Here is a 15,016-nt window from a genome sequence, read left to right on the forward strand (position 1 = left end):
AGGATTAGCCAGCGCACTAACTACGCAGTGGTAGTTATGTCCTGTTTTTTTTGCTCGAATTCTTTTTTGTCAATATCGCCGCTGGCGTATCTTTCATTAAGAATATCAATTGCTGTTTTATTAGACTCTAACCCATAGCGTCTATGGGTTCGGTAGCTATAACCCCAATGGCTTAAACTCGATATGAGCAATAACCACATACCAAACCATAAAAACCAACCCCAACCTGAGTACCACTCACTCCAAAATTCATGACCCATTTTAATCTCCACTTAAAATATGGAGCGCAAAACACTTACACCCCAATTAATACAATGAGTGTAAGTGAGTGATATTATTGGTTCTGTTCGCTAGCGTACGCATTTATTATTGTTAATCATAAGTAGTTGTTTTATTGAGTATTTACTTACTGTTTCTATTAAAGTTTGTTTCTATTAAAGTTAATTTCTATTAAGCCAACCTTTACGCCAAAAAATAAATATCATTGCTGCCGTTATCAAAATAAAAACACACCACAAAACGGGATATGCCCAAGTCCAGTTTAGCTCTGGCATGTATTTAAAGTTCATTCCATAAATTCCAGCTATAAATGTTAACGGTATAAAAACAGAAGATATAATAGTAAGCACTTTCATAATTTCATTCATACGATTTGAAATAGCTGACATGTATAGCTCACTTAAACCGCTTACCATTTCACGGTATGACTCAATGATTTCAACAATTTGAATATTATGCTCATACACATCTCTAAGGTAAGGGCGCGTAGAGTCATCTATTCTGCCTCCTTCCTCGCGATACAAATGGTCGATAACCTCTCGCATAGGCCAAACAATTCTTCTTAATAATGCCAATTCTCGTTTAATACTATGTATATGATGCAGTACGTAGGGAGTTGGATTTTCAAGTGTCGTTACTTCAAGTTCCTCAAGGATATCGCCGTATTGTTCAAGTACCGGAAAACATTTATCAACCAGTTCATCAAGTAATGCATAAAGTAAATAACCAGTACCATTTTTGCGAATACGACGATTTTCTGTATGTAGACGACTGCGAACGGATTGCCACACGTCTCCTGGTTTTTCTTGAAAACTCAGTAAAACATTGTCATATAAAAGTAAGCTAACTTGCTCAATATCAAGGATTGTATTATTGGGCTCATGCGTCTCTAGCTTCAACATGCTTAATACAACAAATAAATGATCGTCAAAAAATTCGATACGAGGTCGCTGAGGTACATGTAAAATATCTTCTGCGGTGAGCGTATGAAATGCGAAATGATGTTGAAGTAAACCAACAATATAAGAGTCTGTATTACTCACGTGGATCCACCTCACCGTTGCCCACTCAGGTTGGGGAGTTTTTAAAAACTCATCAATATCGCTAACCTCTTTGGCTTCTATACGGCTAGCTGAATAATCTATATAACGTATAACAGCATTGTTTGATCTTGTTGGCGCTAAAACACCAGCAACGTATTCAACTTTGGGTGACGGCCCAGAAATAGTGTTATATTTATGTTTTCTCGACTTGCGCACACTATATAGCCCCAATGCTGGAGCACCCAACTTTCTCTTTTTATTATGTATTAACATTATATGCTCGATTACTTTATTTAAAGTTAGCTGAATAAAGTGAGTATTCTCAACACTTACAGCGCGAATAAAAGTCAGTCACAAAGCCACGCTACTCAAAAATAAGCATAGAGTCCGTGCGCTAACACTCAAATATAATGCCAGTTTTAAAAATACACTTCGCACGTTCTAATTATTCTTGTTATAGCGCTACCTAAAAATCAATGAAAAATAACATTGCTTGTTCGTCAGCGCACAGACCTTTGTTTTTCAAAAGCCGAAACTGGAAATATTAATCTACTTATCGTTTGTACTTTACAGCTTATAAAAGCATGGTTTTTTATAGATAAGCATTAGGGTCTGTTGACCTTTTAAGATAGAAATTTGTTCTATCTAGGGGCTATTTAATCGCGGCGCAAGGTTTGCAACCTAGCGGGCTCGGTAAAAACCGAGCAAAGATTCCGCATCCAGCTCACGCTCTAAAATGAACCCAAAGGGCTGCGCATGTTTAACCTCAAAAGATAAACGTGCCCTAAATAAGAAGAAAGCACTTGATAAGAAAAAGCGCGTTAAAAACTGCAAAAATAATGCATTACAAATGCAAATAACCCACTAAAAAGGATCGTTATTATGTTACGTAGTATGAAAGACTTAGAAGGTTGTGCAATCGCTGCTAGTGACGGTATTGTAGGCAAAGAAAAAGATTTTTTGTTTGATGACCTAGCATGGGTGATACGTTATTTTGTTGTAGAAACAGGCACGTGGCTATCGAGTCGCAAAGTTTTAATTTCCCCTATTGCGGTGCAAAATCCAAATTGGGATGAAAAGATTTTCCCTGTTTTAATCAGTAAAGACCAAGTTAAAAATAGTCCTGGTATTGATACTAATAAACCCGTTTCACGACAACATGAAATGAATTACCTAGACTACTATGGATACCCGTACTACTGGATCGGTACTAATTTTTGGGGAAGCGGGATATATCCCTACTCCTTATATCCTGGCAATGACATTTTTGAACATAGTGTCGAAGGTGCCCGCAGCGCAAATCTAATTCATAAAAGTATAAAAAGTCAGCATGATCAAAAAGGGGATCCTAATCTTCGTAGTTGCAAAGCTATTATTGGCTATAACATACACGCTAAAGACGGAGACATTGGCCATGTATCAGGATTTTTAGTTGAAGAAAGTACATGGGCGGTTCGTTACCTAATTGTTGAAACGAGCAATTGGTGGGGAGGACATCAAGCACTTATCCCGTCAGCATGGATTTACGAAGTGCAATGGCTCGACAACTCAATTTCAACTGATTTAGTTCGTAAAGCGATAAAAGATGCGCCGGTATATGAGCCAAATAAAGAGATAACTCAGGACTTTGAAGCAGCTGTTTTTCATCACTATGAACTTGCTGCATACTGGGAAAAAATTGCTAAAACAGTAAATAAACAAAGTTAAAACAGGCACAAATTCCAAAACAAGCGTGTCTTAATCTGCCTTTTATAACACTCTTACCAAGCAAATATTCAAGGACGACATTTGCTTTTATACTTAAAAACGTTTCCTCCAATGCTACTTGTAAAACTCAGGTAAAATTCAAATAAAATGAGAGCAATACACATCAATATAAAAACAATTTTTGATTAGAGTTTAAATTGTATTCAATTAAATCCTCTTTATAAGAAAAACCGTAGTTGAGTAAATCACTTATACTATCAATACTCGTATCCGCCTTTCGATAGGTAAGTAGCTGCTTAATATCGTGGGCATAATGTCCTTGACGTGGAAATATAGTTGTTAAATCATTTTTCCACTGCGCTTTCATAGCAGCTAAAATACGTAACTTATCATCTACCATTACATAATGTTTAGCAGGGTACTGCTCTTTTATTGCTGCAAGCATTTGCTCTTTGTGAACATATATCAACACCCTTCCCTCCACTGCATCCCATAAACCGGAGCGTAAAATTTTAAGTGGTTGTAATACAATATCGCCATCAGACAAAATAACGGTGGGGCCAAATTGTTGTAAATGTTCAATCACAGCAAGTGCGTTAGGATAAAGCCTTTCTTTATATGGATAATTAATTAAAAAAGAAGAAATTAGATGCAATCTCGTATCATCAGAATGTTCCATTCGATAACACTGTAGTGCGCCCAAATAGTCGGCATAACCAAGTTCCTTACGAAGTTTTTCAAAAATAGACCAGTAATGGTCACTATTTTCACAACCAAATTCACCTTCTAAAAAATCTTTCAGATGGCTTAAAATAGTATCGCTATCGAGCAATGTATTATCAACATCCAGTAAAAATACGATATCGGGAACTGTTTGCACGCGCTGTCCTTAAAATAATTTAAGTACTTTATATTTTATTATATGAGTTTATTAATATTGACTCTGTACGGTATCGCGCCAAACAATGATTATTAAAGCTCATATATTCAACGCTCGTTACCTTCCCAAAATTACTATAAATACAGATAATGGGTAATTTATGTTCGCTGTGGCACAGACTCAAAATTACAAAGCCATTACGATAAACCGGTCATACAAATTGTAGAATAGTCTTTTAAGCTATACGTAGTACTGCTTTTATACCAATTTGCTTAATTAGGTGAGCTATTTTGAGGTAAGAAAACCGTGTCGATAACAAGGCAAAAATTTCGTTATTTAGTTGTTCTTTTTCAGAAATTTTTAACACAGTTAGCGTCAGGTTTATGCCCTCAAATTGATCAAGTATTATTGCACATTGGTATTACTATGATAAATCGAGCTTACATTCAATTTAAGATTGAGAATGATGTAACTACACTCAATGTTTTAATTTGGTATTAAGTTTTTTATTTTATCGAGTAATATTTTAGGAATAATCACATGAGTAATAACATCTCAAGTAATTCAGTATCAAAAACTAAACCTAATTTGAATAAAGAAGGTCTCAGCCGACATGACATGATTGAAGCTAAAGCTTACTCATTAGCGAGTGATCGTGACTTTACCGGTGACAATCACTTAAATGATTGGCTTGAAGCTGAAAAGGAAGTAGACGGACAACTACCAAAGTAGGTTAAATGTAAAAAGCCCAGTAACAGCAGAACATACACAAATTATAAACCGAATATATTTATATTCGGTTTATAAATTTATTTTAGAGCCCAGGCTCAATGAACAACTTGCTAGGCTGTTCTTTTGACGCTCTTAAACATTTATTTGATTCCAGAATGTATTAACTGATAATGGATAGTTTTCTAACGTTAGGTTTTTTTTCCATATAAGACTCCAACCTGTCTGTTTCTCTTTTTACAACCTCATAGCACTCGCATGACTGAGATTCTAATTGAGGTCGGTCTATCACACTAATATGACCACGTTTATAAGTGATAATACCCAGCTTTTGTAGTTTACCAGCGGCCTCAGTTACTCCCTCACGTCTTACGCCTAACATATTTGCTATTAGCTCTTGAGTCATTATTAAATTGTTACTCGGTAAACGGTCAATCGATAGTAAAAGCCAGCGGCTTAGTTGTTGCACTATACTATGATGACGATTACAAACTGCGGTTTGCGCTGTTTGGGTAATTAATGATTGCGTGTAACGTAACATGAGCATACGCATATCAGGCTCGCTATTAAATTGCCTGCGTAACTCACAAGCGGGTAAGCGATAAGCAGTACCAGCACTTTGCACAATAGCTCGGTTGGGGGTGCTTTCTCCCCCCATAAATACAGCTATACCTACAACCCCTTCATTACCGATAACTGATATTTCAGCAGATGAGCCATCAATCATCACATACAATAATGAAACAATACTATCTATTGGAAAATAAACGTAATCGAGCTTTTCACTTGTTTCATAAATAACTTCTCCAAGGGATAAATTGACTCGCTTTAAAAGCGGAAACATGCGGTGTTGTGCGTCAGTAGATAAAGCATTAAGCAGTGTGTTCTTCAATTGACCCATCGAGTGTGAATTTCCTTTTTATATGCCCAACTAATAACTAATAAAACCTAAAAGTAATGGCTTTGAAAGCATGTAAGTCAGGATGTTTTAATAATAAACTCGGATTTGTTTATACAGTTATTAGGCGCTAAAAATGAAAGGTCGTTGTTTTTTGATAATAAAAATTGTCCTATTTTTATTAAAGAATTTTAAGGTGCCTTTAAATACTTATTCACTTTAAATATAAGCCGACACTCCCAGCTGTACTTCACTGAAATAATAAAATACTCAATATAACAAGGCGAATATGTACGCTAACACACATAGTCTAAATTTATCTGCCTTTAGTTGATATATATACATAATAGTTGATGAAATTTAAAGATAATCCACACCATAACATGGCGACAACTCACTGTTATAAAATACAAAATCTAACTCTACTATTAGACTATGTGTGTTGACGAACCGACCCTTAACGAAGCTTGTTATATGTTGATGTATGTATTCAACAATAAGATAAACTTTATGAATATTTTTAATGATTACTTGCTCACCTCTAATAACCAAAATAATTTAAAACATCTTTTTTTAAATCCAGTGATAAATTTAACCGTCAATATTTTCACTACGACGTTTAGTCTCAAGTATTTACCACGATGAATAAAAATAAGCTTATCAACATCCTTTCGCCGTTTTTCCCTTGGCTTAAATCAGCTCCCCCAAAAGAACAAATCCCCATTCGATCAGAGCTCTTAAGTGCTGAACAAATGGAAAAACATGCAAAATCACTAGCAAAAAGTCATATTTTAGATGCTAAAAACACTCAAGACCAGCTACTTGAGCGCCTAGACGAAAACGAAAAAGTACTGATTAAAGCCAATAGTTTATTAACCATTGCCGTTAAAGCAAAGCAGCCTATAGTTCCCTCTGGTGAGTGGTTACTCGATAATTTTTATCTTATTGAAGAGCAAATTCGTACCGCTCGGCTTCATTTACCTAAGCACTATAGTCAGGAACTGCCACGTTTAGAGCAAGGTGCCTCTTTAGGTATGCCGCGAGTTTATGATATTGCGTTAAATGTAATTTCCCATGGCGACGGGCGTGTAGATAGCGAAATTTTAGCGCAATTTTTAGCCGCGTATCAAACCGTAACAACGCTTAACCTTGGTGAACTCTGGGCCATTCCAATTATGCTAAGGTTAGCCTTAATTGAAAACCTACAACGCGTAAGTACACGTATCATAATCGCACGCCAGCACTTAAATCTAGCCCAACAGTGGGCTAATCAAATGTTAGAAATTGCTGAGCAAGACCCTAATAGTTTAATTTTAGTTATTGCCGACATGGCACGCTCAAAGCCTCCTATGGAAAGCGCTTTTGTAGCAGAGCTAACTCGTTTATTACAAGGGCATGGTTCGGCATTAGCACTTCCCCTTACTTGGATTGAACAACAACTAGCTGATTCGAGTTTAACCATAGAGCAACTAGTACAAAAAGAGAATCAGCAACAAGCCGCTGATCAAGTCTCAATTAGCAATAACATTAGTAGCTTACGCTGGTTGACCGCGATGAACTGGGCGGATTTTGTAGAAGATCATAGCGCTGTAGAACACATTTTGCGCCAAGATATAGAGGGTGTGTATGGTTATATGGACTTTATCACGCGAGATAGTTACAGAAAAATCATAGATCAACTCGCTAAGCGAAGCTCATTTTCAGAAGTCGATATAGCTAAAAAAGCAATAAAATTAGCCCAGCAGGCTGATCAAGCCCAAACAATATCAAACACAACGCTTGCGCCTAACCATGTAGGCTACTATTTAATTGATAAAGGTATTACGCAATTAAAGCAGCGCATAACAGTAAAAACGCCTATTTTGAAAACGTTATTTTCGCAAGCCAAGCGTATAACATTAGTACTTTATTTAGGGGCAATTATATCCTTAACAGCCCTAATTAGTGCCTCTTTTATGGCTATGGTCGTTCCTAATAACATACCTCACTGGCAGTTTATTCTTTTAATAATTTTAACTTTATTCGGAGCAAGTCAATTAGCCTCAGCACTTGTAAACTGGATAGTTACCTTGCTAGTCGATCCACAACGATTACCCAGAATGGACTATTCAAAAGGGTTACCAGCGCAAAATAAAACATTCGTAGTAATCCCCACAATGCTTACCAGCTCTATAAGTATTGAGCAGTTATTAGAAGTACTCGAAGTTAGATTTTTAGGTAATCGCGATCAACATATACACTTTGCTCTACTGACCGACTTTACTGATGCAGAGCAACAAACACTCCCCACAGACGAAGCGTTGTTATCGCAAGTACGCCTTGGTATAGAAAACCTTAATGCCAAATATGCAGAGCCTTCTCTTTTACAGCAAGAAAGTCGCTTTTTTTTACTGCATCGCCCACGAACCTGGAATCCAAAAGAACAAATTTGGATGGGGTTTGAACGTAAACGCGGAAAATTATCAGATCTAAACGCACTGCTTCGAAACCCAATAGAACATGCATTTGAACTTATCGTCGGTGATATTAACGCTATACAAAAAGTTAAATATGTCATTACTTTAGATACCGATACACAACTTCCACGAGATTGTGCCCGTCAGTTAGTTGCGACCATGGCGCACCCTTTAAATCAACCAAGATTTGATGAAAAAAGACAATGTATTGTAGGCGGCTACGGCATTTTACAACCACGTATGGCAGCAAGTCTATCGGGACATAACCCTTCTCGTTACTCGCAATTATTTGGTGAAGAACCGGGTATCGACCCATATACGCGTTCAATATCCGATGTATACCAAGACCTCTTTTCACAAGGCTCATTTATCGGTAAAGGTATATACGATATAGATGCATTTGAACAAACACTTGGTAACCGTTTACCACAAAACCAAATACTCAGCCATGATTTACTCGAAGGTTGCTATGCTCGCTCAGGGTTGATTAGTGATGTGCACTTGTACGAAGAGTACCCTACACGTTACAACATTGATATGTGTCGGCGTGAGCGCTGGATCAGAGGAGATTGGCAAATTGTGCGCTGGTTACTTCCTCGTGTTTTAAACACTCGAAGCGATAAATGTCAAAATCCTTTGTCACCTTTATCACGTTGGAAAATTCTTGATAATTTACGTCGAAGTATCGAACCATTCGCAATTTTTTTATTACTTACTGTAGGTTGGTTTACAGCAGCTAATCCATTGAAATGGACCCTTGCCATAAGTGCTATTTATTTATTACCGCCATTGCTGAGCGCGCTAATTTCGTCGATGCGCAAACCCGCAGAAATGCTGATGTCCCACCATTTGCATGATGTTTTACAGTGCTTTGTTCGTCAACTTATTCAAATCGGTTTTCGTTTAGCATGTTTACCTTTTGAGGCTGTGTTTAACTTAACCGCAATATTACGTAGTGCGGGTCGAATGCTGTTTACTCAACGTCGTTTATTAGAGTGGCATGTCACAGATCATAAATCTAATTATGTAGTAAATGCCTTAATAAATAGTTATTACACTATGTGGACTGCGCCATTTATTGCGATTACTTTAATCGCTTCGCTACTTTACTTTGCCCCTTTACACTTAACTTTTACAAATATATTAGCGGTATTTCCTCTACTTTTATTATGGCTTTTATCACCGGTTATAACATGGTGGTTTAGTGAGCCTAAACTCGATAATTTAGCGCCACTGAGCGACAAGCAACAATTATTTTTACAAACTATTGCCCGTAAAACATGGGCTTTTTTCGACCACTTTAACACTGCAGACGATCATTGGTTAATTCCCGATAACTATCAAGAGGAAGCCGGTCCTGTTATTGCGCACCGTACATCGCCTACTAATATTGGTCTGTCTTTACTGGCTAACGTTAGCGCCTATGATTTTGGTTTTATTGTACAAAGTGATTTAATTCAACGCACGCAAGATTGCTTTAATACACTCGATAAACTCGAGCGTCACGAAGGGCATTTTTATAACTGGTACGACACACAAACATTGCAACCTTTGCCACCGCGCTATATTTCATCAGTAGATAGCGGTAACTTAGCCGGTCACCTTTTAACTTTACAAATAGCATTAAAAGAACTCCCTTCTAAACCTATTGTTCACCCACAAATGTTTGAAGGCATAAGTATCACTTTGGCTATTGTGGCAAACTTGTTTAAAACATTGCAATTAGACTCAGAGCAAAATAAAAACAATATTATCGATACCGCTATTAATGCCATGAGCTCAATACTTAACGCTGTTCGTATCACTGCGCCTACAAATCTATATGACGTTGAACAGCACTTAATTACACTCAATAATAAAGCGCGAATATTGTTAGAGAATATAAAGCAAGACGCTGCTAATGATTTAGATACAAAGTCGAAAGAGCATAAAGTATGGACTCAAGACTTACACAGGCAATGCCAGCGTACCCTAAACGAACTCTATTTATTTTCGCCATGGCTCAAACTAACTAATCCGCCAGTTAGCTTAAAACTGCAATTTCTTGATTCTAATATTTTGACAATGCAGCAATTAGTTAAACGTTGCCCCGACACTATTAACGCAATTGATGCGCTTTTATCATCGGTATTACCATCCGACGAAACTCAGTGGCTTTCTTCATTACGAATTCATACTTTAGCCAGTACACAGCTTGCCAAAGATTGCATTTCGCAATGTGACAAATTAGCCAACAGAGCGATTGAATTTGCACAAATGGAATATGCATTTTTATATGATGAGTCTCGCCATTTATTGGCTATTGGTTATAACGTAGATGAGCATCGACGTGACACCAGTTTTTACGATTTACTGGCATCTGAAGCACGTTTAGCCAGTTTTATTGCTATAGCACAAGGTAAATTGCCACAGCAAACCTGGTTCGCTCTAAGTCGCCTACTAACCAGCGCTGGCGCCGAGCCGGTGCTGGTGTCGTGGAGTGGCTCTATGTTTGAGTATCTTATGCCCATGTTAGTTATGCCTAGCTACGACGGTACATTGCTCGAACAAACTTGCCGTGCAGCGGTTACCCGACAAATTGATTATGGAAAAAGACAAAACGTACCGTGGGGCATATCTGAGTCGGCATACAATACGGTAGATGCTTCTCTTAATTTTCAATATCATGCCTTTGGCGTACCGGGTTTAGGGCTAAAACGAGGCTTATCAGAAGACCTCGTCATCGCTCCCTACGCGTCTGCATTGGCATTAATGGTTAACCCACGAGCCGCGTGCGAAAATCTTCAACTGTTAGCTGATAGTGGACTTGAGGGACATTACGGATTGTATGAGGCAATAGATTACACCCCTGCCCGTTTATCCAGAGATCAAAAAAGCGCAGTCATTCGCTCCTTTATGGCTCACCATCAAGGTATGAGCTTACTTGCATTGGCATATCATTTACTTGACCAGCCTATGCAAAAACGCTTTGAATCAGACCCTTTACTGCAATCAGCTTTGCTATTACTACAAGAGCGCGTGCCTAAAACATCTATATTCCAACCTCATATAGACCAATACGCAGAGAGCGGGGCTTTATTTGAACATGCAAAAATAAAGGTTAATCCACCTATTCCAGCCATTACCCCAACACCCCAAGTACAGCTACTTTCAAATGGTCGTTACCATGTAATGCTTACAAATGCAGGAGGTGGCTACAGCCGCTGGACCGACTTAGCCGTTACACGGTGGCGTGAGGATCCTACTTGCGACAATTGGGGAACATTTGTCTACGTTAGAGATACAGCCACAGGCGACTTTTGGTCGGCAGCCCACCAGCCAACGCTAAAACCAGCCCATTCGTATAGCGCATCATTTTCTGAAGGTCGCGCTGAGTTTCGCCGAAGCGATCAGCATATAGAAACTTACACTGAAATCGTTGTCTCTCCGGAGGACGATATTGAACTTCGTCGTATACGCTTAAGTAATCACTCACCCGATACCCGTACAATTGATATAACCACTTATGCAGAAGTTGTAATGGCAAATCCTGCAGCCGACCTTATGCAACCGTCATTTAGTAATTTGTTTGTACAAACTGAAATACTTCCATGTGGCAATGCTATTTTATGTACTCGTCGTGCACGCTCTGCTGATGAAAAAACACCTTGGATGTTTCATTTACTTTCAACACGCGACAATAGCAGCACAACAAAAGTCGGAACCCTGTCTTGTACAACTGATCGCATGCAATTTATTGGTAGAGGTCGCTCTTTGGTTTCACCACAAGCAATGCTAGAAATGGGCGAACTTGACTCTAAACAAGGGTCTGTGCTTGATCCTATTGTTGCTATTCGCGCCCCTGTGACTTTACTTGCTGGCAGTGTAGTAACACTCGATGTAATAACGGGTATGGCACAAAGTAGACAGGCTTGCCTTGCGCTAATTGCTAAATATCAAGATCATCACATTACCGATCGAGCACTTGATTTAGCATGGACTCATAGCGATGTGACCTTACGCCAAATTAACGCCAATGAAGCAGATGCTCAACTCTACCGGCAGTTGGCTGGGTACATTTTGTATGCCAATGCAACTCTTCGAGCTAACGCATCTGTACTAATACAAAATCGTCGAGGACAATCTGGACTATGGGGCTACTCAATTTCTGGCGACTTACCTATCATATTATTAAAAGTAGCCAGCGGTAATAATATTGAAATTGCCCGCCAACTTATTCAATGCCATGCATATTGGCGCTTAAAAGGGCTTGTCGCTGATTTAGTCATTTGGAATGAAGAGCAAGTTGGTTACCGACAAGGTTTGCAAGACCAAATTATGGGGCTAATCGCAACGGGTACTGAGTCTCATTATATTGACCGTCCTGGCGGGATATTCGTTCGCTCAGCAGAACAAATTTCGAATGAAGACCGCATACTGTTACAAGCCGTTTCGCGGATTATTATTGATCAAAGTGGCACATTGGCAGAGCAAGTAAACCGTCGAACGCTTGCAGAGAAAAACGTAAAGGGACTAATCCCAACTCAAGCATTACATCCCAAAATCAATCAAGCGCTTGGCAATACTCAAGAAAACTTACTTTTAAATAATGGACTGGGTGGGTTTAGTGAAGATGGTCGCGAATATATTATTACCACCACCGAAGCGAATCCAACTCCTCTGCCTTGGGTTAATGTGCTAGCAAACGCACATTTTGGCAGCGTTATTGACGAAAATGGTTTTGCTTATACGTGGAGCGAAAACGCCCATGAGTTTCGTTTAACGCCGTGGAGTGCAGACACTACAGGCTCATCTGGTGGCGAAGCCTTTTATTTACGTGATGAAGATACAGGTAAATTTTGGTCACCTTGTGCGATGCCAAAACGTGGGGCTAATCCCTATATAACCCGCCATGGCTTTGGTTATAGTACCTTTGAGCACAGTGAAACCGGCATCGAATCCTCTCTTTGTGTGTATGTAGATACACTCGACGCCGTAAAATACTCGGTATTAAAAATTAAAAACAACTCATTAACTACCAGGCGCCTAAGTGCAACAGGTTATGTTGAATGGGTACTTGGCGATCTTCGTTCTAAAACAGCGCTACACCTTGTAACAGAAATTGATGCTAAGAGCGGTGCATTGGTTGCCTCTAATGCCTATAACTCAGAGTTTGGTGGCAGAGTTGCTTTTTTTGACGTTGATGATATGTCACGAACACTAACAGGAGACCGTAGCGAGTTTATTGGTCGCAATAAAACATTACACGACCCCCAGGCAATGACTCGTACTCATTTATCTGGCAACTTAGGAGCGGCACTCGATCCGTGCGGTGCAATTCAAGTCCCTTTTGAACTGCAAAGTGAACAAGAGCGCACAATTATTTTTAGGCTCGGTGCTGCGCAAAATAAAGAGCAAGCAAGTACCCTTGCTTTAAAACTCAGAAAACCCGGTACAGCACGCATTGCACTCGAAAAAGTCACTGATTTTTGGCAGCAAACACTGGGCAGTGTGCAGGTTAATACCCCCGACCCTGCATTGAATGTATTAGCAAATGGCTGGCTTGTGTACCAAACTTTAGCATGTCGCTTTTGGGCTCGCAGTGGGTTTTATCAAAGTGGTGGCGCGTTTGGCTTTCGCGATCAGTTACAAGATGCCATGGCATTAATACATGCTTCGCCTGCATTACTAAGGGATCACATACTGTACTGCGCCACACGTCAGTATAGCGAAGGTGATGTGCAACATTGGTGGCACCCACCATCAGGGCGCGGTGTAAGAACACGCTGTTCAGACGATTATTTATGGCTACCATTAGCTACGTGTCGTTACATTAAAGGCACTGATGACATAACTATTTTAGATGAGCTAATGCCCTTTATTGAAGGTCGCCCCCTTAAAGACGACGAAGAATCCTATTACGACTTACCCTCTGTGAGTGCAGCAAGGTCGAGCCTTTACCAGCATTGCGTGTTGGCAATTGAGCATGGTTTACACTTTGGAGAAAAAGGTTTACCGTTAATGGGCTCAGGAGATTGGAATGACGGTATGAGCCTTGTTGGAATACACGGCAAAGGCGAAAGCGTTTGGCTGGGGTTCTTTTTATATAAAATACTACAAGAATTTTCACCTATTGCTGCATTACATGGCGATATAGAGTTTGCTACTCGTTGTGACGATGAGGCACAAAAACTACAAGGTAACCTAGCTAAACACGCATGGGACGGAGCTTGGTATCGTCGCGCATGGTTTGACGACGGAACCGCGCTGGGCTCATCACAAAGCCCAGAGTGCACTATTGACTCAATAGCGCAAAGTTGGTCAGTGCTCTCTGGTGCAGCTAATAATGAGCGCTCTACGCAAGCAATGTCGTCTTTGTATCAGCATTTGGTCAATAGCGATGATAAATTAATCCAATTACTCAATCCGCCTTTTGATAAATCAAAAATGAACCCTGGTTATATAAAAGGTTACGTCCCGGGCGTGCGCGAAAATGGCGGGCAGTATACGCATGCCGCTATTTGGGCAAGCATGGCATTTGCTCAACAAGGCGACAAAAAAAGAGCCTGGGAATTGATGAATATAATCAATCCATTAAATCATGCTAAAAACGCCGAACAAGTTGAAACCTATAAAGGCGAACCTTATGTCGTAGCCGCCGATGTTTATGCCGTTGCTCCGCATATTGGACGAGGCGGTTGGACGTGGTATACCGGATCTGCGGGTTGGTTATACCGACTAATAATAGAATCTTTATTAGGTGTAACACGAACAGGAAATAAGCTAACCATTTCACCGTGTATTCCAGAGGATTGGAGCACCTACTCAATCGACTATCGCTTCGAGAGCACCTATTACCATATTACAATTGAGCAAATTATAAGGGATAAAAAACATAATAAAAGTGAGCTAATACTTGACGGTATAGCGCTTGAATCAACTTATATTCCACTTGAAAACGATAAGCAAAAGCATGAAGTTCACCTAAGCGTTTACTCGGTGACTTCTAATAAATTGAAACCAAGTAAAATATAAACAAACGAAT

General features: G+C 39.4%; 7 protein-coding genes. 3 read left to right on the forward strand and 4 right to left on the reverse strand.

Annotation, left to right across the window (positions count from 1 at the left end; genetic code table 11):
- Nucleotides 1-20 precede the first annotated feature (20 nt).
- Both I6E85_RS15235 and corA read right to left on the reverse strand, forming a co-directional pair.
- The gene (locus I6E85_RS15235) at nucleotides 21-260 is read right to left on the reverse strand and encodes an SHOCT domain-containing protein (protein WP_008168384.1); all 240 of its coding nucleotides are present in this window, start codon (nucleotides 258-260) and stop codon (nucleotides 21-23) included.
- Nucleotides 261-440: 180 nt separating this feature from the next.
- The gene (gene corA / locus I6E85_RS15240; protein ID WP_308807825.1) at nucleotides 441-1,538 is read right to left on the reverse strand and encodes a magnesium/cobalt transporter CorA; all 1,098 of its coding nucleotides are present in this window, start codon (nucleotides 1,536-1,538) and stop codon (nucleotides 441-443) included.
- A gap of 666 nt (nucleotides 1,539-2,204) precedes the next feature.
- Here corA and I6E85_RS15245 point away from each other — a divergent pair.
- On the forward strand, nucleotides 2,205-3,029 hold the full coding sequence (locus tag I6E85_RS15245; RefSeq protein WP_197237101.1) for a PRC-barrel domain-containing protein: 825 nt from the start codon (nucleotides 2,205-2,207) through the stop codon (nucleotides 3,027-3,029).
- A 163-nt stretch (nucleotides 3,030-3,192) separates the two neighbouring features.
- Here I6E85_RS15245 and I6E85_RS15250 read toward each other — a convergent pair whose 3' ends face one another.
- Nucleotides 3,193-3,909 carry an HAD family hydrolase gene (locus I6E85_RS15250; protein WP_197237102.1) on the reverse strand — a complete coding sequence of 239 codons (717 nt, stop codon included), beginning with the start codon at nucleotides 3,907-3,909 and terminating at the stop codon, nucleotides 3,193-3,195.
- Between the two features lie 540 nt (nucleotides 3,910-4,449).
- Between I6E85_RS15250 and I6E85_RS15255 the strand changes: the two genes are divergently transcribed.
- Complete coding sequence (locus I6E85_RS15255; protein WP_024590348.1) at nucleotides 4,450-4,641, forward strand: DUF2934 domain-containing protein; 192 nt, start codon at nucleotides 4,450-4,452, stop codon at nucleotides 4,639-4,641.
- Between the two features lie 160 nt (nucleotides 4,642-4,801).
- On the opposite strand, the gene I6E85_RS15260 is transcribed toward I6E85_RS15255, so the two are convergent.
- Nucleotides 4,802-5,539, reverse strand: coding sequence for a Crp/Fnr family transcriptional regulator (locus I6E85_RS15260; RefSeq protein ID WP_010552594.1), 738 nt, complete (start codon nucleotides 5,537-5,539; stop codon nucleotides 4,802-4,804).
- 638 nt (nucleotides 5,540-6,177) lie between these two features.
- Between I6E85_RS15260 and I6E85_RS15265 the strand changes: the two genes are divergently transcribed.
- Nucleotides 6,178-15,006: a glucoamylase family protein gene (locus tag I6E85_RS15265; RefSeq protein ID WP_197237103.1), complete on the forward strand. Its 8,829-nt coding sequence runs from the start codon at nucleotides 6,178-6,180 to the stop codon at nucleotides 15,004-15,006.
- Nucleotides 15,007-15,016: the final 10 nt, after the last annotated feature.

Source organism: Pseudoalteromonas sp. NZS71 (assembly GCF_015864715.1).
In the GTDB taxonomy this organism is placed as follows: domain Bacteria; phylum Pseudomonadota; class Gammaproteobacteria; order Enterobacterales; family Alteromonadaceae; genus Pseudoalteromonas; species Pseudoalteromonas arctica.

Bases quoted from the DNA above. Each gene is read 5' to 3' on its own strand.
- I6E85_RS15255 (WP_024590348.1), top strand. From the start codon at position 4,450: ATGAGTAATAACATCTCAAGTAATTCAGTATCAAAAACTAAACCTAAT.
- I6E85_RS15245 (WP_197237101.1), top strand. From the start codon at position 2,205: ATGTTACGTAGTATGAAAGACTTAGAAGGTTGTGCAATCGCTGCTAGT.
- I6E85_RS15235 (WP_008168384.1), bottom strand. From the start codon at position 260: ATGGGTCATGAATTTTGGAGTGAGTGGTACTCAGGTTGGGGTTGGTTT.
- I6E85_RS15265 (WP_197237103.1), top strand. From the start codon at position 6,178: ATGAATAAAAATAAGCTTATCAACATCCTTTCGCCGTTTTTCCCTTGG.
- I6E85_RS15260 (WP_010552594.1), bottom strand. From the start codon at position 5,539: ATGGGTCAATTGAAGAACACACTGCTTAATGCTTTATCTACTGACGCA.